Below are 24760 nucleotides of genomic sequence, written 5' to 3' on the forward strand. Positions count from 1 at the left end.
ACTTTCTCCAAACATGCCCGATGAACCCCTCAAGGACTGGAAGTTCCTGCTTAACACGGCACTACTGGCTCTCGTTCTTACCCTCCAGCTTGTGGGAGCGTTCAAAGGAATAAACGAGACCGTTAATTCGGTCATTCCCCTCATCGAGGCCCCCTGGACGAGGTTCCTAACGGCACTCGGGAGCGATTACTTCTTCCTTCCCCTCTTAGCTCTCCTTGTTTTCTTTGACTGGAGGAAAAACGGGCCTTCGCGGAAAACTCTGGCCTTTCTGATCGCCGCTTTCATGGGGCTTGGAATCGTTGCGGCGATGAAGGTAATCCTCGCCGAACCCAGGCCAAGACCCCTACCCGGCTCAGATTTCCTCAGTTCTGGAGCGTTTCCCTCGGGCCACACCTTCAGGGCGGCAATAATAGCGACCTATGTTTCAGACCGCTGGGGGAAGCTGGCCCCGCTTGCATGGGCTTATGCGATTGGAATAGGTCTCACAAGGCTTCTCCTGCACTATCACTGGCTCAGCGACGTACTCTTCAGCCTTCTCCTTGCCCCCTGGCTTTACAGCGTTGCCAAAGCCGCTGTTGGGGTGAGAGGATGAACCCCCTGATTGAGGTTTTCGTTCTCTCGCTGGTTCCCACGTTCGAGGGTCGCTACGCGATAGTCTACGGCATAGGACGGGGTTATCCCCTCTGGGAGACCCTATTGAGTGCCTCCCTCGGCGTTCTGCTCCTCTCACTCCTCCTGCCGGCGGTGTTGCCTTACATAGACCGGATAATGCTCTGGCTCGAAAAAACTCCCCTCAGAAAGGTAGCACACCTCTACCTCTACTACGTCGAGCGCGTGAGGAAAAAGGCGCACCCCTACGTGGAAAAGTGGGGCTTCATCGGCCTCACAATCTTCGTTGCCATCCCACTGCCCGGGACGGGGATATGGACAGGGGCTTTGGCCGCTTACCTCCTCGGAATCGAGAAAAAGCAGACGGTTCCGGCCTTAATCCTCGGCGGGCTTCTCAGCATGGCGATAACGGTCCTGCCGGCGCTGGGGCTGTTGGGATAGCAACCCCTGGAAATCTCTCAGGTCCCATATAAACCAGCCTTCTTTCCTCAGCTCCCCTTTTCCTTCAACTCTCTTGGCAACCAGCCCGTAGCTCTTCTTCCAGCCATCAAGCCCCACAAGCTCGGCCTTTCTCTTTAAATCTTTCAAAATCCCCCGAGCTTCCCTTTCACTCAAATCCTTCCACTTCACCTCAACGAAGAGCCCCTTCTTCTCCCGCTCGTTCAGCGCTATGAGGTCAATTTCCTCACTCTTACGCCACCACCTGCCGATTTTTGTAAAGCGGAAGCCCGTCAGCTTAAGAAACACCTCCGGATCCCTTACCAGCCTTTCGAAGACCGAGCCGAGGTAGAGGTTAAAGTCCCCCGCCGAGCGTTTCCAGACCTCCTCCGCAAGGCCCGCTTCAAGGTAACTCTTGTTCGGCAGAACGTAGCGGAACCAGAAGGCGAAGTAGCTGTCGGCTATCGAGTAGAGGCCCCTCTTGCTTGCCTCTTTCACGGTCGCCGTAACCGGCACTTCGCGCTCAACCACACCGAGCCTCTGGAGAACGGCTAAATACTTGGACACGAGACTCTTGTCGAGGCCAGTAGCGTTCACTATCTCCCCGAACCTGCTCCTTCCGCTCGCTACCGCCTGCAGTATCGCGAAGTAGTTCGCCGGTTCGCGTAGTTCTTCCCTGAGAAGGAACTCCGCCTCCTCGTAGAGGAAGGAACCCTTCGAGAGCACCCTCTCAACTACGTTCTCGTCAAAGTTTTTCTCCGGGCTGAACTGGAGCAGGTAAGCCGGGATACCTCCAGTAACGCCCCAGACCTTCACGAGGTCTTCAACGGTGTAGCCGGGCAGAAACTCCCCGATGTGGAAGAAGGGAATCTCGGTCAAACGCCACTGGCCCGTTCTCCTCCCGTAGAGCGGGCTCTTGTAGGCCAGAACCTCGCTTTCCATCGCCGAGACGCTTGAACCGCAGAGGACGAGCATTATCTTCGTCTTCGAGAGCTTTAAATCCCAAGCCCTCTGGAGGAGCGAGAGGACCGGGCGGTGGTGCTCGGCCAGCAGTGGGAACTCGTCGATTATCAGGATCACCCTTTTATCGCCTATCCTCTCGGCGAAGGCCATTAAGAGTTCATCGATTTCCTCAAAGGAAATCCTCTCAAAGAGCGTATCCCCTAAAAACTCGGCCAGAAGTCTCTGAAGCTCCCTCAGGTTATCATGGTATGGTTTCTCCGTTGCGAGAAAGTAGACGTGAGGCTTATCCCTTGCGAAGTGAAGGAGCAACTCGGTCTTGCCGATTCTTCGCCGGCCGTAGATTACAAGGAATTCGGCCCTATCGCTGTTGTAGGCCCTCTCAAGAAACTCCAGTTCGCGCCTTCTGTTTATGAACTTTTGTCTACTCATGAGTATAATACCCACGCTTCAACTATTTAAACGTTTCTACCAACCGTCAGAGCATGGCGTCGAAGTCCTCCAAGTCCCAAACGAACCAGCCCTCTTTTCTCAGCCCTTCCTTTCCCCTAACACTCTTCGCAACGAGACCGTAGCTTTTCTCCCACCCGTCAAGCCCAACGAGCTCAGCCTTCCGCTCCAAGTCCTTCAAAATTCCCCGCGCTTCCCTCTCGCTCAGGCTCTTCCACTTCACCTCGATAAAAAGCACCCGCTTTTCCCGCTCGTTCAGAGCAACCAAATCAATCTCCTCACCCTTACGCCACCAGCGGCCAATTTTCGTAAACCTGAACGGCAGCTTTCCATCCCTGTTCAGCTCGATTAGAAACTGTCTGGCAACTTTCTCAAACACCGGGCCGAGGTAATGGTCGTAGTCCCGCTTAATCTCCCCGACGTCAAAGACCCCCCTCCTCGATGGCCGAGAGGTTTGGATATATGAAGCGGAACCAGAAGGCGAGGAAGTTGTCGGCCACGTGGTAGCGGCCCCTCTTCGAGTTCGGTTTTTCGGTTACCGGAACCTCCCTGAGGACGAGGCCGGTCTCGATTAGGTTTCTCAGGTAGGGGGTTACATCTGAGTGTCTCATTCCGATGAAGTCCCTTATCTCCTTCGGCGTCGTTCTGCCGAGGGCTATCGCCTCAAGGATTCGCCTGTAGGTCCTCGTCTCCGTGAACTCGTACCTCAGCAGGAAATCCACCTCGTCGCGGAAGAAGCTTACCGGGTTTCTCAGCTCCCCCTCAAGCCACTCCCAGAAGGGCAGCCTGACCTGCGCTACGTAGAACGGAATCCCGTTGGTCATGCCATAGACCTCCAAGAGCTCCTCCCAGCTTGCGCGGGGAAAGAACTCCCTCAGATGGAAGAACCTCAGGGGGTTGAGCTTCATTGAGCCCGTCCTTCTTCCATAGAGGGGACTTTTGTAGCTGAGCACCTTCTCCGTCATAATGCTCACAGAGGAGCCGAGGAGGATGAGCTTCGTTTTTGAGTTCAAAAGGTCGGTGTCAATTGCCCGCTGGAAGAGACTCAAAACAGATGGGTCTTCCTTAATCAGGTTGGGAAACTCGTCGATGATTATTATCCGGCCCTTGAGGGCGTGGAGCAAACTCTCCCAGTTCTCCCCGGCGTATTTCACCTCCGGAAAAACTCTGCTCGCAGTCTCTCGAAAGTGCCTCAGGTTGTCCCCCTCAACGGCCAGGTAGTAAACGTGGGGAACGTCTTTAACGGCTTCGAGAACGAGACGAGTCTTTCCGACGCGCCTCCGGCCGTAGATAACGATTAGCTCAAAGTTCTCGCCCGAGAGCCGTTCTCTCAGTGCCCTAAGCTCCTCCTCCCTGTCCACGAACCTGACCATGTGATAATCACCGTTATGATAATCTCAATTATCACTTTAAGCCTTTCGCCCGGCCGCAAGCCTTTTATAACTGCGGGACGTATTGAGGTCATCACGATGATGAAGTGGTAACAATGTTAAGACACCAGATGAGCGTTGGTCTGCTCTGTGCGGCAGCGGGCCAGGCAGTAGGTACACTGGCAGAGTGGAGCCATGTGAACCCCAACGCGGACAGGTACATCATGGTGGAAGGAAACCTGGCAGATGGGCTGAGTATAATTGCCAAGGCGGGAAGCCAGACGTGGACAATAAAGGTGGGGTGATCCCCTTCTTTTTTATACTACTGAAGTGTAGTTAAGAGTAGGTGAGGTGGAAGAAATGGTGCCGATACCGGACAAGGCGCATGAAAGAAGAATTGGGAGAACCAGCGAGCACAGCCACGAGTCGGCACTCCTTGCAACATGCTGTCCCGACTGGCACGGCCTCGTGCTCCCTCCGCTAAAGGAGGCAGCAAAGAAAGACTGGAGAGGCATATGGGGAGACGTCTATAAGCTAGACTACACAGCCGCGGAAGAAGAGCAGGACCGCTGGAGCTACGGCGCGCTGAACGTGATGATGCGCACGCTCCTGAAGAAGAAGTACGATCCGGGCAGCTGGGCATATTTGACACAGCCAGTTGAAGAAGCACTTAAGCACGTTACAAAGAAAGACAAGGAGATATACTCGGGGAAAACTTTCTGGGTGTACAAGGATTTTGACGAGATTGACGTGAAGAAGGCGCTCAGGGACGCAGAGGCGTGGATGAGGATAAACTCAGATAAATTCCCGCCAGAGGCTATAGAGGACTTTAAGAAGCTGTTCCCGGTGGCGGTAGAGGCGGCAAAACCCATTGGCAAGTTCATGAAGGTATTGGCAGAGAAGGCGCGGGAAGAGATGAAAAGAAGGGGCAATCCGCGCTATACTCCTGCAGACTACCTGAGGGACATGGTAAAGGAGCAGGGAATACCTCCGCAGCTGCACCTGCCCAACTACCTGACGCAGGAGGAGATAGAGAAGATACATCTGGCGCACAGGCTGTTGTACGAGCTCCTGGGGATGCATGCGAGGGTCATGTTTGAGAAGAAGAGCGGGATGGAGGAGCTGCTGGGAGAGGAGAGAGTCAGGGAATTGGAAGAGGAAGTGCAGCGGCTGAAGAGGGGAGAACACCTGAAGAAGATCTTCGGGGAGACACCCACGAGAAAAACCGCTGCAGTGCCAAGACCGCCTGTTGTGCAGAAGCGAACAGCGCCTCCACGTCGGGTTCAGGAAGAGAAACAAAAGACTACAACGCAGCAACCAGCGAAGAAGGTACCATTCACCATAGATGACGTGGATATGAGCAAGGTGGAGAAGCCACAAGTTACCGGTAGAATCGTGGCGATATTCGAAGAAAGAACGTTTGCCGAAGAATTCGCATCACTCAAGGGGGGCAAAGTGATTCAGACACCCGAAGGGAAATACGCTGTTGTACTGGAAGACCGTGCAAAGCAGCAGATGTCCGGGAAACAATCTGCCCCAAAACCATCGGAGGGCCTAAAAGGAAGGGATACAGCGGAGAAAGAAACGCACACACCAGCGAAGCCTAAAAGGCACTGGGTTGAAGAGGTGTTGGGAGTTCCAAAGGGACTGATAAAGAGGCATCCCGAGACCGGCTATGAATACGTGGAGAAGGGTGGGAAGATTATCGTGCTGCCAACTAAGGACCCCAGGGAGCTGGGAATGAAGGGGCCAGATCCCGCCAAGTCTGCGATTTTTAAGATAGTCCTGCCCTCAATTGTCGCGCACAGCAAAAAGCCTGCCGAAGAAATTCTGGAGCTTGCTAAGATATACAAAGAACTGGAAGAGGAAATACGGGCGGGAAAAATAAAATCAGAGAATGAGGTGAAAGAACAAACGAAGAAAAAAATCAAAGAGCTTGAACAAAAAGGTTACACCACGGCCAGCGTACAGGCAGGATTCCTCACGCAATCTGTTTGGAGCGGACTTGAAAAAAGTATAGAAATGGAGCACGTTGCGGGGGAATACAGATATATCGCGCTAGTGCTGTACGACGCAGCGAAACTTGTTGATGATATGCTCAAAAATCCGGAGAAGTACGGCCTGAAAAAGAGAAACCTAGAAAAGGCACTATACAGAGGCTCGGCGTCAGAGAAGATATTCAAGAAATACATAGTCGGTAGATACCTCAGATTCCACGGATAAAACAACTTCCTCCGGAGCTCGGACAGTAGGCGAAAGCCGCCCTTACCTTTGGCTCGAAGAACAGCACGGGTTCCATGATACCACCATGACGGGTAGGTAGAAGGATAAAAAACATTTCCCTACAAAAAAAGGAAATTGACGGCGAAGCTCACTTCGTCGCCCTCGTTATGCCGACGTCCTTGACGAGGACGTAGGGCGTGATTACGGGCCTCGAAACCTCCCACCAGTGCACCTGGAACGGCTCGTTGCCTATCGCCACGACGTTGCTCAGAATCCTCTGGAGGTTGTCGCTCACCCTAATGTTCCGTATCGGCTTGAACTCGCCGTTCTCAATCAGGAAGATTCCGTCGCGCGGTATCGTCGAGAAATCCCCTGTAACGTAGTTCTGGAAGCGCGTGTACCAGACGTTGGTGATGTAGATGCCCCGCTTAACCTCGCTGAACAGCTCGGCCTTGGAGTAGTCGCCCGGTTCGAGAACGAGGTTCCAGGGCCTCGGCATTATCAAGCCGGCGTTGGCGGTTGTCTCCGTTCCGTACTTCTTGGCGAGGCTCGTGTTGAGGAGGAACGTCTTGAATGTCCCGTTCTCTATGACGGTGGTTTCCCTCGTCGGAACGCCCTCGTCGTCGAACTTCCTCGTGCCGTAGCCGTTGGGCAGGTTTCCAACGTCCTTGAGCGTTACCAGCTCGCTCGCGACCTTCTGGCCGAGCTTTCCGGCCAGGAACGAGAAGCCCGCCTCGGCCGCGTAGGCTGAGAGCATGAAGCCCATGTAGCTGAGCAGGTTCGCGAAGGCGAGCGGGTCGAAGATGACGTCGAACCTTCCCTCGGGCCCCTGAACAGGGTCTTTCGCCATGTGGGCAATCTCGCCGGCCTTCCTTCCGGCAAGCTCGGGGTCGAACTTCTTGAGAACCCTCGCGGAGCAGGTTCCATGTCCGCTCTCAAGGTCGCCCACAAAAGCGCGAACGCTTATCTCTATCCCCGTGCCCTCGTCGAAGGCCTCCACCCCGTTGCTCGTGGTCAGGTAAAGCCTGTTGTGGTCGGTGTAGAGAACCCCTGCCACGCGCTTGGCACCTTCGCTCAGGGCGGTGTTTATGGCAATCTCGACGTAGTCGTTCGGCTCGTCGAGCTCAACTATCGCCTTATCAAAGGTCTCTGGGATGTCTTTATACTGGAACGGCCCCTCGGCGATGCCGTAGTAGTCCTCCTTGGGCGAGAGGTTCTCGATGTTCTTCTTGAGGGTCTTCAGAACCCGCTCGACGTTCTCCTCGCTCAGCTCGGTTACCGTTGTGCTCGCTATCCTCTTGTCCTTCTCCACGAAGAGTTCAACCTTCCTCTCGTGCCAGTGCTTGGCGACCGTTATCTCGTTGTTCGCAAAGCGCACCTGTCTTCTGTTCGTTTCATAGCTCAGAACGACGACGTCGCCGAAGCCCAGCTCTTCGGCCTTCTTGAGTATGAACTCGTTAAGCTCGAACATCGCCACCACCTCACGGCCTCCTCAGGGGTATGTCCCTAAGCCTCGCGTGCGCTCCACCCATCCAGACGGGGACGCCCTGCCCCGGCTCACCCTTGCCACAGGTTCCGGGGTAGAACTCAACGTCTTTGCCTACGGCGTCAACACTGCTCCAAAGGGCTCTCGTGGTTATCTCAAGGATTGGCCTCCTGACAGGGTGCTTTATCTCGCCGTTCTCGATGAGGTAGGCTTCCCTGCCGATGTACCTCTGCTGGTAGCGCCTGTCGTCTATGTTCCACTCGTTGAAGGACACCATGTAGACGCCGAGCTTTACGTCCTCAATCAGCTCTTCGAAGGAGTGGTCACCGGGGGCTAAGTAGGTGTTGGCCATCCTCACTATCGGCTCGCGGTTGTAGTTTATCGCCCTCGCGGCCGCGTTCGAGCGCTGGCCGAGCTTTGCCGCGTACTCCCTGTTGGTTAGGAACTCGGTTATGATTCCGTTCCTAATCAGGTAGCGCGGTCTCGCCTTCACGCCCTCGTCGTCATACAGATAGAAGCCCCAGCTGTTCGGAATCGTCGGGTCGTCTATGACAGTGACTACCTCGCTCCCGATTCTCTCGCCGAACATATCGGGCTTGACGAAGCTCTCCCCTGCCTGAGCGGCTTCCCTGCCGAAAATCCTGTCGGACTCGTAGGGGTGGCCGACGCTCTCGTGAACCGCTATACCAGCAACTTCCGGGCTTATGACGAGGTCAACCCTTCCCTCCGGTGGCTTCTTGCCCTCCGTGATGAGCCTCTTCAGGGCTTTGACGTCCTTCACCGCCCAGTTCCAAGGCTCGTCCTTCTCAATTAGCTCGAAACCGCCGGAGAAGGCCCTCTGGACGAAGGGCGCCTGCTCCATCTGGCCGTTCTCGAAGACGACGAGATTGTAAACCACGGAAACGCGCGGGATTTTGCTCTTCACGTAGGCACCTTCACTGTTGACGAAGACCTTCTTCCAGAGCTGGTCGGAGTACATTAAATAGCGCATCGGCACGTTGACACCGGTGGCCTTGACTTCCTCCTCGATTTTCCGGAGGATTTCGAGCTTCTCCTCAGGGGAAATGTCGCGGAAGTCCTTCTTCATCTTGACCTTGTAGGAAACGCGGTGGAAGTCCTCATCGCTGAACTCAATCGGCTCGTTTCTGACCTGGGAAGCGGCCTTCGCCAGCTTGACGGCCCTCTTAACGGCCTCGGCGACGCTTTCCTTAGTTAGGACGTTCGTGCTCGCGAATCCCATTCCGCCGTTGGCGAGGACCCTTATCCCTATTCCCCTGTCGGCCTCGATGCCCATTCCCTCGGGAGAACCGTTCTTCATGGCCAGGTGAGTCCCGCTCTTCTCCTCGTAGCGGGCCTCGGCGTAGGAAGCGCCAAGCTCAAGGGCCTTCTCGACCGCGAACTCCAAAAGCTCCATGCACATCACCTCGGATTACTGCATAGAATAGTTCACGGGGGAGTATAAAAGTCTTTTCGCTCAGATGACAGTCGAAAGGAGAGGAAGGCTTAAGCCTAATCTGAAATTAAAGGGGAGATGGTGAGACAATGGACGGAGCTGTGAGTCTGAAACAAAGAAGCTCGCTGAAGAGGAGGTTAGTGAAGAAGAGCTTAGAGAACTTGGAAGACTCTCGAAGGAAACGCTGGAAAACGGGATTCCCTGGGAAGAGGCTAAGAAAGAGCTGGGACTAAAAGATTAAAACTTCTCCTCGCACTCACAGGGCCTCTTCCCGCAGTAGGGGCAGACTCCGGGATATTTTTTCTTTGCGGCCTCCTCCAGGTCAACGCCAAGCAGGTTTGCAAGGCTCGCGAGCCACGCCAGAACGTCGGCAAATTCTTCCTCCATCGCCTCGCGGTCGTTCTTCCTTATCGCCTCGCTCAGCTCTCCCACTTCCTCGACGAACCAGAGGAAGGTTTTCTCCACTCCTCTCTTAGAGTCCTTGTGGAAGTAAATCTCCCGAATCATCTCCTGGAATTCCCTGATTTCCATTCTCTCACCCGAGGAAAGGGAAGAAGAGGGCCTTAAAAATCACTCGCTCGCGACTTCAATCAGTTTGCGCATGTGAATCTCCGCCGTGTCAAAGACCTCAACGGGGACGTCGCCGGGCCTTATCGCGAGGGGAAGCTCTGTGCAGCCGAGGATTACGCCTTCAATCCCCCTCTCCTCCCGGTACCTCTCCACCAAGGACAGGAGGTAGGGCTTGCTCCTGAGATCTTCGAAAGCTAACTCCTCGAAGATTATCCTGTTCACTTCTTCGATCTCATCCCCCTCAGGCACAACTACTTCGAATCCCGCCTTGAGAAGTGCCTCCCGGTAAAAATCAGCGGTCATAGTTGTCTTCGTCCCGAGAAGGAGAACCTTCCGCACTCCCCTCCGCTTCATCTCCTCGATGAGGGCGTCGATTATGCTGACCATTGGAACGCTTACAGCCCTCTGGACGTCGGGAAAGACTATGTGAGGCGTGTTCGCGGTGAGCGCTATTACCTCAGCCCCCGCCCTCTCGAGGGCCCTTGCGGCGTTTATTAGAATTCTCTTTCTTCCCTCCCAGCCATCGGGGGCGTTGAGGAACTCATCGAAGTTTATCGAGTAGACTATCAGCTCGGGGAAGGTGAAGGGGCCGAACTTTTCCCGGCTCAAGCGGATGTAGTTCCTGTAGTAGTAACACGTCGACTCAGGCGTCGTCCCACCGATGAGCCCGATCCTCTTCATGAGCATCACCGAAGGGGATACGCCGGCCCCGATATGAACCTTTTGGTTCAAAACGAAAGGTTTTAGTCAGGGGCAACTAACGGAATAAGGGTTTAAACCGGAAAAACGAAAAGTCTTTCGAGGTGAGAACATGCCCGTGACGACCAAGACCGGCGATAAGGGATTAACCGGCCTCTTCACCGGCGAGAGGATCGTTAAGCACTCCATGATAATGGAGGCAAACGGGACGATTGACGAGCTCGACAGCTTCATCGGCGAGGCAAAGCACTACGTGCCTGAGGAGATGAGAGAAATCCTCGAAAAGGTCCAGGTCCAGCTCTACGACCTCATGGCAGAACTCGCGAGCAAGGGAAAGTACGCGAAGGTCGGGGATAATGAGATTCGCTGGCTCGAAGAGCTTACGAGGAAGTACGAGGACGAGCTCCAGCTCAGGGCCTTCGTCCTGCCTGGCTCAACGGTGGCGAGTGCGAAGCTCGACGTCTGCAGAGCGATAGCGCGAAGGGCCGAGCGGAAGGTCGCGAAGCTCTACCTTGAGGTCGGCATAGGAGAGAAGGCGCTCGTCTACCTCAACAGGCTCAGCGATTTGCTCTTCGTGATGGCGAGGCTCATAGAAAAGCGCGAGAGGAAGCTGAAGGAGGTCAAATAGAGCGCCGGTACTCCTCCATTGCCTCCTCGTAGCGGTCGCTGAGGAGTTCGTTTGCCCTGCTTTCCACGTCTTTCAATGCCTTCTCGGCCTCTTCAAGGCTCGGGCTGACGACGGCAACTCCGAGCCCGCCGATTCGCTTTATCGCTATCACCTTCTTCCCGTTGCGGATGAAGACCTCTACGCTCCCCTCAAGGCCCAGCTCTCCAGCCTTCTTCTCGATGTAGTGCAGAACGTCCTCTATGTGCGCCCCGAGCCTCTCGTTGCCCTCAAGGCTGAGGCCGTCCTGAGTGATGACCATCTCGTAGATTTCCGGCTTGTCCCTCCACAAAAATGAAAGAATGCGAATGGGCATGGCGACCACCTCAGTAGAGCATCTCCTCGAGCTTCGGAAGGACCTTCCTGAGCTCAAGCTTCATCCTGCCGAGGTTGAGGTCGGCGTCGCCGATGACTATCAGGTAGTAGTCGCTTCCTATCGGGTTGGTGAACATCCTGGCGTTCTTGAACTCGAGAATGGCCTCCCTGAGCTCCCCTGCCCCGAACTGGTCGCCCATCAGCTTTATGGCAGAAACGAGCTCGTGGAGGACCCCGGCGATGGCCTCGCGGTCGAGGTTCTTCTTCATCGCCGACTCGATGACGAGGCCGTCCTTGTCGACCACTATCGTTCCTATGACCCCGTCGATTTCCAGCATGTCCGTGAGTATTTTACCCATCACGAGGTCCACCGCGCTCATTCTACCACCCCCACGAGCTCGTCAACTAAAGTTACAAAAAGTATTTAAAAGTTTTACGGACCAGAATTGGTCAATGAAGGTTTAGAATCCGTTACTACCTCGTTAATGAGGATTTCACGGTGTTTAATCCAGTAGTAAATCACCACGACCGCCATTCCGACCCAGATGCCCAGGGTAACGAGCCACGCGGGGCAGTGGTTCAGCAGCGGGCCGACGAGCACGAGACCGAGGGGCGTGGCAACCCTCGTGAGGATCCCAAGGGCGGAGAAGACCCTGCCGCGAACCTCGCTAGGAACGGCGCGCTGAATCTTCGACTGTATCGGAATGTCTATGAAGGCCTCGGTTATCCCCCAGAGAAGGGCCACCGCGCTGAGGAGCAGAAACGCCTCTCTCCTCTCAAGCCCCGCCAGCGGGGAGATGAGCCAGATGAATACCAGCATGATGATGCCGTTGACGAACATCGCCCTGAAGAGAAAACGCCCGGCCTTCTTCCCGAACTTCACCGCTATGAGAACGTTTCCCAGCAAGGCCCCACCCATGAAGAAGCTTTCCATGAGGCCGAACTGGACGCTCGTGAACCTGAGCACTTCCCTCATCGCGTAGGGGAGAAGCACTGCTCCGAAGGGCGCCCCGAAGATTCCCATGAATATCGCGAAGGTCATCAGGGTCTTAAGGTAGCTGTGTCTGAAAATGAAGCGGACGCCCTCCTTTATGTCGCTCAACACCTGACCGATGCCCTCAATCGGCTTCGCCTTCCATTCGTACCGTATGAGCATCTCAAACAGGCCCGAGCCGAAGAAGCTTACCGCGTTTATCAGCATCGCGAGCTTAATCCCGCCGATTCCGTAGATTAAACCGCCAAGGGCCGGCCCAAGGAGGCGCGCTATTATGGTCAGCGAGGCGACCGTCGAGTTGGCCTTTTCAAGGAGCTCCTTATCCACCAAATCCGGGAACATGGCCCCGGTTCCAGCGGAGAAGAACGAGCCAAGGATTGCCATGACGACCTGAACGGCGAGGAGCTGGGAGATGCCGAGGAAGTTGAGGGCTATGACGCCGAAGAGGAGAACTCCCCTGAGCAGATCGAAGCCGACCATGAGCCACTTTCTGTTGTAGCGGTCGCCGACGACGCCGGCGAAGGGCATGACGATAATTGAGGGAATTATCTCGGCGAGAATGAAGAGCGTCATCATCGAACCGCTGTGGGTCTGGTCGAGCACGTAGAGTGGCAATGCGACGTCCTGAACCGCCCAGCCGAGCTGGGAGATGAAGCGACCGATGGCGAAGAGCCAGAAGTTCCTGCCGAGGCCTTCTCCCATACTGATCACCGTGTTCTTTAATTCTTTAGTTGGCGAATTAAGTGATTAAACAATTAAATGATCAAACCAGCTCAACCCGGACGTCGCCGTTCACGGTCTTCACCCGGATCAGGAAGTCCCCTGTTCCGATAACGCCGTCGGGAATCCCGACCAGCTCCACGTCGCCGTTGACCCTCTTCGCCTCAACCCTCGCGTCGCAGAACTCCGTTAGCCGAAGGGTTATGTCGCCGTTGACACAGCTCACCGAGACGTCCCCTTCAAGTCCCTCCATGACCACCGTTATGTCCCCGTTCACGGTGGAGACCTCCAGCTGACCGGCAACGGGAAGGTGTGCCTCTATCTCGCCGTTCACGCTCTTTATGATTTCTGCCTCGCAGTCCCTCAGCTTTATCTCCCCGTTCACCGTGGTTACCTTCGTGAAGCGAACTCCCTCAGCTATGAGCTCCCCGTTGACGTTTTTGGCCTTCACAGGGACCCCCTTTGGAACCTTGAGCTCCATCTCGACCCAGCCTTCCTCGGCCTTGACGATGCCCACGAATTTGAACCTTCTCTTCGGCTCCTCCCTTATGACGAGCTTCCCTCTCTCGTTCTCGATTATCACATCCACCTCGCCGTGCTTGACGTAGTTCACCTCAACGTGGTCGTTTTCCCAGCCCTCAATCTCAATCCGGCCGTTGGTGGCCTTCAAATCCACTTCCCGGACGTTTTCAAACATCATCGAACTCACCCCAAGTATCAACCACAATGACACCTTTCACGCTTGAGAGCTGAATCCTGTGCTCGCCACTCCCGAGGAGCCGTCCCGAATTCAGGATGACCCCGTCAGCGTTCCCCGCGACCTCCACAGTCGCATCACAGTCTTCGGGCAGGAACAGTTTGAGGGAACCCATGACGACCGAAACGTCGATTGGAGCCTCCAGTTCAAGCACCTTGAGCTCCAGGCTCCCCATGGAGACCGCTATCTCAGTTTTCTCCAGGACGTAAAGGGAGCCTCTGAGCCTCGCAGGGCCAACCGCGAGATTTCCGACTGAGCAACCTGCGAGCTCTACGGTGGCCTCTCCAATCGCAAGGGAGCCGAAGCTAGCCCCTTCGGCGTGTAGGGACACTCTTTTCATCCCTCCAGATATTTCCACACCTTTTGGAACCCTCACGACCAGCCGGGCGCGTTCTTTGGCTTTCCTCGGAAGGTTTCTGAGCTTCCAGCCGGTGGACGTCAAGATGCTGAGCTCTTCGGAGTGCTCCTTCAGGAAAACGCCGACTCCGGCTCGGCTTCAACGTGAACCGTTCCGTCGGGCGAAGGCAGTACCTCCACATCTGCATCAACGAGTTTCATCCAGACCCTTTCGACGCCGCTGAACTTCATAGCCAGCCCCCCACGAGCTCAAAATCAAAGAGAGGAACCTCCGGGCCACTCCTCCCTTCCAGCCCTTCGCTTTCCTCTGCCGGGGCCTCCGTCCCAGCTCCCTTCTTCACTAACCTCACCCCACGTAGTTCATCAGCTCGTCGAGGAGTTCCTTGACGCGCCGGGTTAGCCTTGCCCTGTCAACTCCGAGGCCCTCGATGAGGCCGGCGCTCTGCTCGTCCACTATTTCCTTCGCCTTCTTTATCACGAGGCGGTAGGCTTCCTCGCTCTCGATCGTATGGGTCCTTCCGCCTGCCCGGATCTTAACCACCCCGTCCCTGGCCGAGATGACAACGTCCTCGATGCGTATCTTGGCCCGCCCCCTGCCAACGGTAACCGAGATATCCCCCGAGCGGAGCGAGACGGCTTCGCCGAGGCTGAGCGTTTCGTTTCCGCTCCTGTAAACGACCCTGTTTCCGTCTACCTCTATGGAGAACTCCTCCGTCTCTATCTTCAACCGGTCGCCGACCTTGGTGAGCTGGAAGCCGTTGCGGAGTTCCCTGATTGTGAGCATGCCTTCCGGCTTCCTCGGCTTCCCCTCGCGGATTTTGAAGGGACCGATTTTCACCTCCTCGCCGTGGGGCGTCTCTATGACCTCGATGAAGGGAACCTTGACGTACTCAAAATCCTCTCCCTCGTAGACCTTGATGATTCCGAGATCCACAACGCTCTCCCCCTTCTTCCTGTAGAGCCTGTCCGGGTTTATGAGCCGGTTGGCCTCTTTGACGAAGTTTTCGTCCGCTTTCGTTTTCCTTCCAACGCTCAGCTCGCCCCACACAGCTACCGGGCTCGAGAGGGCTTTCCGTATAACCCCGAGGGGAGTTTCGGCCTCAACCTCAAGTTCCCCATCGATCACCCAGCCAACGCGCTTTCCGCCGACCTTTACGGGGTAAGCTCTGCCGTTTCCCTTCAGCTTTACCTCGCCGAAGTCAGCCCCCTCGAACTCGTAGGCCTTCTTCTCGACCCTCCACTCAAAGCTCCTCCTCTCCCCCCGACCGATGAGGAGCCCCGCTATGGCGAGAACGACGGAGTAAGCGAAGGCCCTCCCGGCGAGGGCGTGGAGACTGTAGGGCATGCCGAGCCACTTGCCCACGTAGAGGAACAGGCTCGTCCAGAGCGAGGCCTTGGCAAGGGCAAAGAGGATCCCGCTGATCGTTACGCCCAGCCATCTGCCAACGCTAAGCAGCTCAAAGGCGAAGATCAGCGCTATTATCGCGTAAACGAGGTAGCGGTTGTAGTCCTCAAGGCCGAGGCTGTCTCTGAAGAGCCAGATGATCAGAAGAACCGCCGTAAGCTTCTTGAGGTACTCGGCAACCCTAAAGCGAGGACTCTCATCAACGAACGGGACGTAGCGATAGCTCATTCTTCCACCTCCTCCAGAGCGGTTATAATCTCAAGCAGGCGCAAAAACAAACGTCCATCGGGCGAGATCTCATACTTGTCGCCTTTCCTCACCATCCTCGTCCTGAGGAGGAGCTTGAGATGGTGCGAAACTGTCGGGCTTTCGACGCCGAGGGCCTCTTTAATCTCCTTGAAGCCCATCGGCCGTTTGGACAGCATCTTGAGGATCCTAATCCTGTCCGGGTTTGCCAGAGCTTTTAGGGTCTTTGCTGCCTTCTCCTCGTCGAGTTCCGGAAGCTGGCCGTCGCTCAGCTTCTTCCTGAGCCTCTCCTTTATGGAGAGCATTACCTCGTCAACTGGATCAACGCTCTCCTCAAGCAGGGCCAGCTTCCTCCTCAGCTCCTCAAGCTGGGCCTTCAGCTCGTCCATGCTACCACCAGGTACAGACTTTTGTAGTACAATTTTCTGTACTTAATTAGCGCGGTAGGTATATAAAAGTTTATCGGTCCGGGAAATGGGAAAGAAAAGGATCAGCCAAGCCGGGTTTCCAGGGTCTTTATCTCCTCGTCGAGCAGATCCCTGATCTGCCTGAGGAGGTCAAGGTACTCCCTCAATGTTTCCTTGTCTATCTTCCTGTCCCTGCCCATCTCCTCGATCTTCTTCTTGAGCCTCTCGTGGTAGCTTATCGCGGTGTAAAGCGAGCGGAGGGCGAGCTCGTTGGACGTTCTGAGGTACTCCCAGCCCTTGTCGGTGAGTCGGTACTTCACCCGCCTCAGTTTGCCGCGGTATTCCTCCCTCGGTTCGAGGAGGCCCTCCTCAACCATCTTGTTGAGGAGCGTGTAGAGGTTGCTGTGGCTCGGCTTCCAGATCCCAACGGTGAACTTCTCGAGCTCCTTGAGTATCTCGTAGCCGTGGGTCTCGCCCTTGAGACCAACGATGACGAGGATGATGTTCTTCAGCGGGACCGTGAACAGGCCCTTGATGATTCTCCTCTCCACGTCTGTCGTCGGGATCACCCCTAACATGGAGATGACCAAAAACCTTTATAAACTATTCCCCATCATGACATGTCGGAAATAGACATGTTTAAAAACGAAGTGTTAAAGTGCAACATAGGTGGTGGCAATGGCGTGGAACGACTGGATAGTTAAACACGCAAAGCTCATCGTCGCGGCATGGATAGTTATCATAATCCTCGCGACGCCGCTGGCGATGAAGCTGAGCAGCGTTACCAACTACAGCATGAGCCAGTTCATGCCCAAGCACGTTGAAAGCGTTGAAGTGCAGAACAACATGAGCAAGTACTTCCCGAGCTTCGCCCAGAACGACAACATGACATACATCATCATAACGGGCATCAACGTGAACAGTCCCGAGGCAAAGGCCGCCTACGAGCGCTTCAAGGTTGAGGCGAGGCAATACGGGAGCAACTTCACCTCATACTACGACGCTATAGAGCTCCTCCACAACCAGTCCTACGCGATCGCCCTGAACCTAACGAAAACGACCGCCAACCTGACGGGCGTTCTCTACACCTCCGCCCTCAACGCGAGCAACGCCTACGGAATGACCCTGAACCAGATCAAAAACCTCAGCGAGCAGGTTAAGACCCTCAACGCAACGATTCCCCAGCTCGCGCAGGCTTATCTGGCGCTCAAAGCCAACCTGACCGAGCTTTACAACCGGAGCGTCACGCTCAGAAACGCGCTCAACCAGACGGATTTGGCCTACGTCGAGCTTCACAGGAACCTAACCCGGGCGAGCGAACAGCTGAAGGTCCTGAACTCGACCATAGCGAGCCTTAACGTCGGCCTCTACAACCTGAGCGATGCCTACGCCAAGACATACCTCGGCGTTCTCGGAACCTACGGGGCGCTCGTCCAGGCAGGGGCTTACGAAAGGGGCCTCGACAACGTGACGGCAGGAGCGATAGCGGCCAGGCTTGGCGTTCCGGTTGAGTTCGTATACGCGGTATACAACGCGACTTACCCTGCTTACTCCGCCTACGGGGCAACGGCCATAACCGACGCTTTCCTGGCCAACGTTACGAAGTTTATGGTTCTGAATCAGATAAGCGACCCGATGGAGAAGAACCTCGCGGAGGCTTACTCTGTTGCGTTCTACCGGGGAGTTCTGGCCTTTGACGGACAGGCAGGCAATAACTACGCCCTCATTGGGCTCGGCGAGAACGCGGTCAGGCCCGTTGAGGAGATAGCGAGCAACGCGCTCGGGAACCTGCCGGCGGTCATCGAGATGGCCGGCGGGAACTACACGGTTCCGGGCTTCGGTGAGGTTCCGGCCCAAACCCTCGCCTACATCGTCAACGTCTCGATAGGCCTCGGAAGGGAGCCGGGCGCTTTAGCGGTTGAGAACGCCACCATAGAGGTCGCGAAGGCAATCCTGACCGGCAGTCCTCTCCTTCAGATGCCCAACGCCGACGAGATACTGAGGACGCTCCTCGTCTACGGCCCGACCAAGGAGCTCGAAACAAATCTCCTCACGAACGCCCTGAAGGAGAAGCTTCCGGCCGAACAGAGACCGTTAGCGGAGCCCATCGTGAAGACAGTCCTTACCTTCGATTCCAACGCCACCGGCGTTCTGGCGAAGAACCCCGCTTTACTGAAGAAGGCAACGGTTTCACTGCTCGTTGAGTTCATGAAGGAGAAAGGCGTTGAGCTTCCGGAGAGCGTCATAGACGAGGTCTACGACTCCAACGGAAACGTTGCGCCGATAGCGAAAGGGCTGCTCATCCAGAAGACCGCCGAAAAGCTGGGGGACGAGAAGATAGCCGAGGCAATCGTGAACGTCGTGCTCAAGAACCCTGAGGGACTCGCGAAGGGGGCCGGCGTGAAAGAGGCCGTTGAGGAGATCATCGCGGGGATGGCAGGAAACGCGCCGGTCGACCTTAAGAGGGTTGTTGATGAGATCTACGCAGGAAAGAGCCCGGACGAGATAGCCTACGAGCTCTTTGGGGAGGGGGTTAACGAGAAGCTCGCCAACGTGACGGCCCCGGAGGACGTCAAAGAGGCCCTGAAGGAGATAATGCTCACCGTTGCCAGGGACTATCCGATGAGCGATTCCCAGATCGAAGCCCTCGTCAAGGAGAAGACTGTGAAGCTCGTCGAGAAGTTCGTGAAGGAGATAAACCTCGGGGTCGAGCTCAACATAAACGCCACCAGGCTCGTTGATATAGCCTTCCGGTTCAGGGACGACCCGAGCAAGATAACAAGGGAGGACGTCAAGCCGATAGAGGAGGAGATATACCCATCGCTGTACGAGATAGCCAAGAGCTACATTGGCATGCTCAAGAGCCCGGACAACACGACGATGCTCATAACGATGATGCCCAAGAGGATCAACGCAACCGACCTCGAGAAGAGGACGAAGTTCCAGTACGACAACACCCTCAAGGCCAAGGAAGTTCTCCTCAAGGAGATGAGGAAGCACTTCCTCAACGCCAAAGCCTACATCAGCGGAACGCCCGTTCAGACCTACGAGATGATCCACTACGGCAAGGAGGACAACGCAAAGACCACCAAGTTCAGCTTCATCGGAGCCCTGATAGTGCTCCTCATAATCCTTGGAGTTGCCCTCCTGGCGACGCTCCTGCCCTTCACCGGTGTCGCGACGGCAACGCTAACAGCTCTCGGAATCCTCTACCTCCTCGCCAAGGGAGACGTGCTAAACATTGGAAGCTGGGCCCAGATGATAACGGTGACGACTGCCCTGGGTCTCGGAATAGACTACTCGACCTACTACCTCTACCGCTTCAAGGAGTACCTGGCCGAAGGCTACGAGCACACCAAGGCGGCGAGTGAGGCTTTGAAGAGGGCGAAGGACGCGGTTTTGGCGAGCGCCTCGACCGACATCATAGCCTTCGCCAGCTTCATCTTAGCGTGGGAGTTCCCGATCTTCAAGCAGATGGGCATGGTGGCGCCGATAGCGGTCATAGTTGTGCTCGTCGCGAGCCTGACGTTCATTCCGGCAATCACAGTGCTCATCGGCGACAAGCCGATATTCTGGTGGCCGAGGCACATAAGGCACGTCAGGGAGGAAGACCTCCATGAGGAGAGCAGGATCGCCAAGTGGTCCATAAAGCACGCGAAAGCGGTACTCCTCATCTTCCTGCTCCTGCTCGCGCCGGCAGTCTACGCCTTCGCCAACTTCAACGGCACCCACGACGTCAAGCTCTTCCTGCCCAAGGACAGCGAGACTTACCACTTCCTTGAGATAAGCCAGAGCAAGCTCGGGGCCGATGTAATGGGCGCCACCTACATCATCGTCAAGTTCGACCACAACGTTACCGATAAGGACCTCGCGACCATCAACGAGATCGTGAGCGACATAGAAAAGATCGACGGCGTCAAGTACGTCTACACCGTGACACAGCCCTTTGGAAAGCCCATAAACGCGAGCCTTGAGCGGCTGAAGGTCATAGGCGCCGACAAGTACATCTCGACCACCGGAAACATGGTGCTCATCGAGGTCGTCAGCAAGTACGAGGCAACGACGAAGCCCGCCCACAGGATGGTCGAGCGGATCAGGGACCTCATGAAGGGCTACGAATCCAGCGGAAAGATCGTTAAGGGCATGGTCGGCGGCGGGGCCGCTTTGGACCTCGACCTCAGCAACCTCATCAACAACATATTCTGGCACAGGATCCTTCCAGTTGCGCTGATACTGATGTTCCTCTCGCTGATTCCGACCCTCAGGGGCCTGCCGGCGGTCGTCTCGACGATGGCCACCATCGGCACAGGAGTGCTCCTCAGCATAGCGATCTCGACCTGGCTCTTCCAGAAGGTCTTTGGCCAGGAAATCATGTGGTTCCTGCCGCTGATGGTCTTCGTCGTGCTCATGGGAGTCGGCATAGACTACAACAGCTTCTACCTCGTCAAGGCCAGGGACGAGTTCGAGCGCCGCTCGCCGGAGGAAGCCCTCATAGTTGCGGCCGGAACTATGGATCTTGTGGTCATCGGCCTGGCTCTCGTGCTCGCGACGACCTACGGGGCACTGGTGACCAGCTCCACCTGGGGAACGAGGGAGATAGGCTTCGCCTTAGCGGCGGGCGTCTTACTGACGGCAACGTTCGCGGTCTACTTCCTCGGGCCAGCAATGATGAGCCTCTTCGGCGAGAAAGCCTGGTGGCCACTCCACAAGTCCGGGAAGAAGGAGAAGAAGTGACCAACCTCTTTTCTTTTTGATTTTGTTCATTCCGTTTCTCGTTTTGTTTCGTGAGTAGGTGCTTGGCAGGAACTCAGTCGAAGGGTTTATTATCATCGGCGGATTACTCCTCCATATGAGCGAGATAGTTGTGAAGATACCTGAGGGAGTAGATGAAAGGCTCGCGAAACTCGCCATAGAACGGGCACTGAAAAGGCTGAAGGTTGCCAACGAAACTTTTGGAACGCTCAAACCGAGGAGAGACACCGATGAGCTTATTACCGAGGCCGATGAGACATGGACCGCGTGATGCTCGATTCTAACATGGGCTTTATCTTCAAAGTTACTGCTTCGACACCCTTTTAAACGCTGAGCTTTAGTTCTAACCATGAACATCGCCGAGATGCTCGCGCTCATAGCTTTAGGCTACGTCCTCAAGCGATTGATTAAATCGGAGGAGCCCTTCGATTACCTTCGGATTCTGGTGAACGATATCCTCCTCGCCCTGTTCATCTTCGGCAACGTCGCGAGCAAAGATTTGGCCTATCTCCTCAGCATTAAGACGGTCTTCCTCTACGTCTTTATCATAATAGGAATAAGTCTCTCAACCTCGTACCTCTACGGCCGCTTCAAGCTCAAGAACGACCCCTGGGCCGGGGCCCTGATGGTGCTCTCGGTTTACCCCAACACGGCCGCCCTGGGCTTTCCAATCGCGAGCCTCTTCCTCAGCGACATAACGCCGGCGATACTCTACTCGACGACCAACTCGATGATAGTCATTCCGATTGTGACGTTCATAGCGGCCCACTACTCCAGCGGGGGCGCGAGCGTCAGGGAGAGCTTTCTGAAGGCACTCAAGTTCCCGCCGACGCTGGCCAATTTAATCGCTTTGGCACTCGTTATCGCGGGAGTAAAGCTTCCCGCCGGAATCATCGGGCCGGTAAAGACAATCGGCTGGCTCAGCATACCTCTCCTCCTCATCTACTTCGGCTCGAGGATAACGCTGAGGGCCTTCGACGTCAGAAAGCTCCTTGAGGTCGGAACCTTCAGGATTGCGATTCCCTTCGCCTTCGTCTTCCTCACCCTCCGCTGGGAGAGGCCCGAGGTTTTCTACTCCGTCCTCGTCGAGGCGAGCATGCCCCCGGCAATAGCGGCCAACGCGATTCTGGCCCAGTACAAGCTCAAGGCGGAGGAAGCGATAAGCGTGACCTTCGTGTTAACCCTTCTCACAATTGCACTCTTCGTTGCACTCCGGCTCATCCTTGGGCTTGGATGAAGTTTTCTGACGATTTTCCGGGTTTTTGGCATTTATCTCGAAATTATTTCGAAAATTTTTGCAAAACGCTCGGCATCAGTGCGAAAACATCGCCCATTAGGTTTACCTAAGGAAAGGATAATAAGGACGTGTGACGTAACCCCATCACAAGATTTCCCTGTACGGAGGTGGTAGGTTGAGGAAGGTACTGCTCGGGGGACTGCTCGTGCTTTTGGTTTTTGTGGCTGGCTGTATTGGCGGCCAGTCCCCCGGAACCGAGGAGAAACCGTCCCAGACTGGAACCGCGTTTTCTTCAACGACCACCGAGAGTACTCCACCGCCTTCGGAAACGACGTCTTCAACCGAAACGACACCCAGACAGACCGAAACACAGGCACCTTCAGAAGACTGGGCGTATCAGGACCTGTCCCTTACCCCCGAAAACGAGCCAGAATACAGCCTTCACCGCGGTGCAATTTCGGACAGCGGCGCCAGCGTTGAGGTTCTTCTGATAAAGGGCCCCGCGAAGTTCGTGAAGACGAGCGCCAACTGGGAAGCCTCTTCCGGCGAATCAAGTGCCAACAACGTGGTCTTTCAGGTGGGTCATGACGTCTATTACTTCGAACTCGGTCCGAACGGCGTCTATTACGAGGGTGGCCGGGTTGTGGGGGATCTCTTCGACTTCGTGAGGTTCACGGAAGATAAGTACCTTGGATGGGAGAACGGTGTCGTTCGCGTTTACTCGAAGTCCCTCAACAAATACCGCGAGAAGAGGGGCGTCATGGCCTACGCGGCCACGCTGATAAACGGAAAGTTCGCGATCGTTACCTCAATCGAGGACAACCTCACGGTGACCACCTTCGTGAACGGCGAAGCAAGCAGCGAGGAGTACTCCTTCGACTGTCCGATTCTCTCGATGCATCCAGCTTTCACGGGAGACACAATCTCGGGCTTCTACATGGCCACGACCTGCGGCGTTTACTACGTCAGCCCGAACCTCGAGACCTATGACTCGGGTATAGGGGATTCCGCCTGGATAATCATCTCGAACGATCACGATGACTTCGGAACGATCGTAGTCTATTCAAAGGACCTCAACGAGGTCGTTGGTCCGCACTACAGCGCCGATCACGATTCAATACTCCACAGCAAGCCGCTCTCCGTGAGCTACCGCCCGGACGCGGCCTCGGTCAGCGGGCTCTACCTGGCCCTCGCAAGGGGCACGAAGTTATACCTCTATGAACTGGGCGAAGACGGCGCCTATCACGACTTTGGAGTTCTGAACTTCCCCTACCCGATTAGGGACGTCAAGATAAACCAGCTCTCCGGCAACCAGATTGAATTAGGCGTCGCGTGGAAGGAGGGCTTCGCCCACATAGTCGGAAAACCGGACGATTTCAGGGGAGAGCACTCCTTTAGCATTGGGGGAGAGATAACAACGACCGGAACTCAGACGTCTACACCCCCGGCACAGAACGAGCTCGGGGGGATACTTGACCTATTCACGATCGAAAAGGTCAGCTTCGGCGAACTGTGGGGGGCGAAGGTGCACCTCAAGAAGACCCCTGATTATCGCAACGTCCACGACTGGCTCCAGATCAAAGTCTACGAGCCGGCGGGTCTTCCCGATGCCTACTTTGCCTTCGGCAGGTACATGGTCCATGTGACCTCTTCCTTCAAGAACCTCGTCGAGTCGAGGAAAGACTTCACCAAGTACGACGTTACGGAGGTTTATGAGCTGCCGTCAACGCCCAAGGACTTCACCTTCGGCATCTACGACACGAGCGACATCTTCATGGCCGGCCGGGACGGAAAGCTGTACCTGATCTACGACGGCGAACGGACGAAGGAGCCCGTCGGAGACGAAGAGATAAGGCTCTGGAAGCCGAAGGCGTACGTTACATGGAACATCGATGCGGATGGCGTTAACGCGATGTCCAGGGGGGACAACAACTACTTCGTGGCCTGGAAGGGCGATAAGCTTTACGTCATTCGCTACACGGACGATCAGCTCTACAACGCCGAGGAAGAGGGCCTGCCCGAAGTCCAGCCGGAAACGGTGAGCTTTCCCGAGGCAATAGTGGCAGTCTACGCCCTCCACTACGGCAGGGGAATTCTCGTGAGGACCGAGACTGGCCTCTACCTCTACGACCCAACCGGCTACTACGACTACGGCCCAGGAAAGGTCTACACTCTGCTCCAGAACGTTCCCGGGAGGGCCGCTTTCCAGATCTACACGGATGACCTATACGTCTACGAAAACGGAAAGTTCCTCATGGTATCCATGACCTCCAAATACGATTCAAACGACAAACAGATCCCCGCCGTTGAGGTTTATCCGTCCACCGTCCAGATGCCGGGTGTTGTGGCCTTTTCCGGAATGTACAACACCTACGACACCCAGCTCGCCGTTGGGTTCGAGGGTAGGATAGCCCTCTACAACGTCACGGCCAACTATTACTACGACGAGAACGACAACAGGGTCTACTTCCTCAACCTGACCCTCGATCAGTCCTTCAGTGTCCCCTTCACCCCGGACTACGTGTACGGCGAGGACGAGTGCTACTGTCACGTCAGGTTCCACGCCGACTACTTCTACGCCTGGGCCGGCAACGACTACTACGTCCTCTTCGGCCCGAAGAACAGGAGGTGGTGAGCTTTCTTTTTTC

22 protein-coding genes and 1 pseudogene are annotated in these 24760 nt (G+C 55.6%); 9 read left to right on the forward strand and 14 right to left on the reverse strand.

The window, feature by feature from the left end; translation table 11 throughout:
- Positions 1-13 precede the first annotated feature (13 nt).
- Both TAM4_RS03555 and TAM4_RS03560 read left to right on the forward strand, forming a co-directional pair.
- Entirely contained in the window at positions 14-592 is a 579-nt protein-coding gene (locus TAM4_RS03555; RefSeq protein ID WP_014121871.1) for a phosphatase PAP2 family protein, read from the forward strand.
- The gene (locus TAM4_RS03560; protein WP_048149876.1) at positions 589-1050 is read left to right on the forward strand and encodes a COG2426 family protein; all 462 of its coding nucleotides are present in this window, start codon (positions 589-591) and stop codon (positions 1048-1050) included. Before TAM4_RS03555 ends, TAM4_RS03560 begins: the two co-directional genes overlap by 4 nt.
- Here the strand turns inward: TAM4_RS03560 and TAM4_RS03565 are convergent.
- Positions 985-2439, reverse strand: coding sequence for an ATP-binding protein (locus TAM4_RS03565; protein ID WP_014121872.1), 1455 nt, complete (start codon positions 2437-2439; stop codon positions 985-987). The genes TAM4_RS03560 and TAM4_RS03565 overlap by 66 nt on opposite strands.
- A 46-nt stretch (positions 2440-2485) precedes the next feature.
- Positions 2486-3830, reverse strand: a pseudogene (locus TAM4_RS03570) (ATP-binding protein).
- Positions 3831-3943: 113 nt separating this feature from the next.
- Here TAM4_RS03570 and TAM4_RS03575 point away from each other — a divergent pair.
- Together TAM4_RS03575 and TAM4_RS03580 are read left to right on the forward strand one after the other, a co-directional pair.
- Positions 3944-4132, forward strand: coding sequence for a hypothetical protein (locus TAM4_RS03575; RefSeq protein WP_014121875.1), 189 nt, complete (start codon positions 3944-3946; stop codon positions 4130-4132).
- Positions 4133-4187: 55 nt separating this feature from the next.
- Entirely contained in the window at positions 4188-6050 is a 1863-nt protein-coding gene (locus TAM4_RS03580) for a hypothetical protein (RefSeq protein WP_014121876.1), read from the forward strand.
- A 148-nt stretch (positions 6051-6198) separates the two neighbouring features.
- Here TAM4_RS03580 and TAM4_RS03585 read toward each other — a convergent pair whose 3' ends face one another.
- From TAM4_RS03585 to TAM4_RS03600, 4 genes are all read right to left on the reverse strand, one after another.
- Positions 6199-7521 (reverse strand): TldD/PmbA family protein, encoded by a 1323-nt coding sequence (locus TAM4_RS03585; protein ID WP_014121877.1) that lies wholly within the window; start codon positions 7519-7521, stop codon positions 6199-6201.
- A gap of 10 nt (positions 7522-7531) precedes the next feature.
- The gene (locus TAM4_RS03590; RefSeq protein WP_014121878.1) at positions 7532-8950 is read right to left on the reverse strand and encodes a TldD/PmbA family protein; all 1419 of its coding nucleotides are present in this window, start codon (positions 8948-8950) and stop codon (positions 7532-7534) included.
- A gap of 276 nt (positions 8951-9226) precedes the next feature.
- The gene (locus tag TAM4_RS03595) at positions 9227-9520 is read right to left on the reverse strand and encodes a MazG nucleotide pyrophosphohydrolase domain-containing protein (protein ID WP_014121879.1); all 294 of its coding nucleotides are present in this window, start codon (positions 9518-9520) and stop codon (positions 9227-9229) included.
- 39 nt (positions 9521-9559) lie between these two features.
- Positions 9560-10240: an aspartate/glutamate racemase family protein gene (locus tag TAM4_RS03600; RefSeq protein ID WP_014121880.1), complete on the reverse strand. Its 681-nt coding sequence runs from the start codon at positions 10238-10240 to the stop codon at positions 9560-9562.
- Positions 10241-10370: 130 nt separating this feature from the next.
- Here TAM4_RS03600 and TAM4_RS03605 point away from each other — a divergent pair, with 130 nt between their 5' ends.
- A complete protein-coding gene (locus tag TAM4_RS03605; RefSeq protein ID WP_014121881.1) occupies positions 10371-10886 on the forward strand; it encodes a cob(I)yrinic acid a,c-diamide adenosyltransferase in 516 nt (171 codons plus the stop codon).
- Here the strand turns inward: TAM4_RS03605 and TAM4_RS03610 are convergent.
- The 8 genes from TAM4_RS03610 to TAM4_RS03645 all read right to left on the reverse strand — a co-directional run bounded on the left by TAM4_RS03610 (position 10879) and on the right by TAM4_RS03645 (position 16701).
- Positions 10879-11238 carry a hypothetical protein gene (locus TAM4_RS03610; RefSeq protein WP_014121882.1) on the reverse strand — a complete coding sequence of 120 codons (360 nt, stop codon included), beginning with the start codon at positions 11236-11238 and terminating at the stop codon, positions 10879-10881. The genes TAM4_RS03605 and TAM4_RS03610 overlap by 8 nt on opposite strands.
- 10 nt (positions 11239-11248) lie before the next feature.
- Entirely contained in the window at positions 11249-11617 is a 369-nt protein-coding gene (locus TAM4_RS03615; RefSeq protein WP_014121883.1) for a roadblock/LC7 domain-containing protein, read from the reverse strand.
- 53 nt (positions 11618-11670) lie between these two features.
- Complete coding sequence (locus TAM4_RS03620) at positions 11671-12933, reverse strand: MFS transporter (protein ID WP_014121884.1); 1263 nt, start codon at positions 12931-12933, stop codon at positions 11671-11673.
- Positions 12934-12994: 61 nt separating this feature from the next.
- Entirely contained in the window at positions 12995-13651 is a 657-nt protein-coding gene (locus TAM4_RS03625; protein WP_048149881.1) for a DUF4097 family beta strand repeat-containing protein, read from the reverse strand.
- The gene (locus TAM4_RS03630; protein ID WP_148258598.1) at positions 13641-14048 is read right to left on the reverse strand and encodes a hypothetical protein; all 408 of its coding nucleotides are present in this window, start codon (positions 14046-14048) and stop codon (positions 13641-13643) included. The genes TAM4_RS03625 and TAM4_RS03630 overlap by 11 nt, the downstream gene beginning before the upstream one ends.
- A 363-nt stretch (positions 14049-14411) precedes the next feature.
- Positions 14412-15698 (reverse strand): hypothetical protein, encoded by a 1287-nt coding sequence (locus TAM4_RS03635; protein WP_014121889.1) that lies wholly within the window; start codon positions 15696-15698, stop codon positions 14412-14414.
- Complete coding sequence (locus TAM4_RS03640; protein ID WP_014121890.1) at positions 15695-16105, reverse strand: helix-turn-helix transcriptional regulator; 411 nt, start codon at positions 16103-16105, stop codon at positions 15695-15697. The genes TAM4_RS03635 and TAM4_RS03640 overlap by 4 nt, the downstream gene beginning before the upstream one ends.
- A gap of 101 nt (positions 16106-16206) precedes the next feature.
- Positions 16207-16701, reverse strand: coding sequence for a PadR family transcriptional regulator (locus TAM4_RS03645; protein WP_048149889.1), 495 nt, complete (start codon positions 16699-16701; stop codon positions 16207-16209).
- Positions 16702-16801: 100 nt separating this feature from the next.
- Between TAM4_RS03645 and TAM4_RS03650 the strand changes: the two genes are divergently transcribed.
- The 4 genes from TAM4_RS03650 to TAM4_RS03665 all read left to right on the forward strand — a co-directional run bounded on the left by TAM4_RS03650 (position 16802) and on the right by TAM4_RS03665 (position 24747).
- Complete coding sequence (locus tag TAM4_RS03650; protein ID WP_014121892.1) at positions 16802-20857, forward strand: MMPL family transporter; 4056 nt, start codon at positions 16802-16804, stop codon at positions 20855-20857.
- Between the two features lie 115 nt (positions 20858-20972).
- Positions 20973-21146, forward strand: coding sequence for a hypothetical protein (locus TAM4_RS11720; protein ID WP_014121893.1), 174 nt, complete (start codon positions 20973-20975; stop codon positions 21144-21146).
- 78 nt (positions 21147-21224) lie between these two features.
- Entirely contained in the window at positions 21225-22112 is an 888-nt protein-coding gene (locus TAM4_RS03660) for an AEC family transporter (protein ID WP_014121894.1), read from the forward strand.
- Between the two features lie 175 nt (positions 22113-22287).
- Entirely contained in the window at positions 22288-24747 is a 2460-nt protein-coding gene (locus TAM4_RS03665; RefSeq protein ID WP_014121895.1) for a hypothetical protein, read from the forward strand.
- Positions 24748-24760: the final 13 nt, after the last annotated feature.

It is taken from the genome of Thermococcus sp. AM4, from assembly GCF_000151205.2.
Taxonomy (GTDB): Archaea; Methanobacteriota_B; Thermococci; order Thermococcales; family Thermococcaceae; genus Thermococcus.